1 pseudogene is annotated in these 526 nt (G+C 57.8%); it reads left to right on the top strand.

The window, feature by feature from the left end:
* A pseudogene (locus ACGF49_RS24795) lies at positions 1-526 on the top strand (DNA primase); the annotation flags it as partial.

The following is a 526-nucleotide window of genomic DNA, read 5'->3' as shown; positions in this document are numbered from 1 at the left end:
CTGGTGACGCGGGAATACAAGGTACAGGGACCGGTGATGCTGATGTTAACGACGACGGCCATTGATGTGGATGAAGAGCTGCTGAACCGCTGTCTGGTGCTGACGGTCAACGAATCACGCGAGCAGACGCAGGCCATCCACGCGATGCAGCGGCACCGCCAGACGCTGGCCGGGTTGCTGGCTGACTCGGAGAAAGGCTATCTGACTCAACTGCACCAGAACGCCCAGCGCCTGTTAAGGCCGCTGAAAGTGGTGAATCCCTACGCCCATCAACTGACGTTCCTGTCGGATAAAACCCGGATGCGGCGCGACCACATGAAATACCTGACGCTGATACAGGCCATTGCGTTGCTGCACCAGTATCAACGTGAAGTGAAGAAAACGACCCACCGCGGACAGGTCATCGAATATATCGAAGTCACCCAAGACGACATTGCCCTGGCTAACCAGCTGGCGCATGAGGTGCTGGGGCGCACGCTGGATGAAATGCCGCCGCAGACGCGCAAGCTGTTACTGCTGATACAGG

The organism is Photorhabdus sp. RM96S (assembly GCF_042879335.1).
Lineage (GTDB): Bacteria > Pseudomonadota > Gammaproteobacteria > Enterobacterales > Enterobacteriaceae > Photorhabdus > Photorhabdus kayaii.
This window is presented reverse-complemented; position numbering and strand designations above follow the sequence as displayed.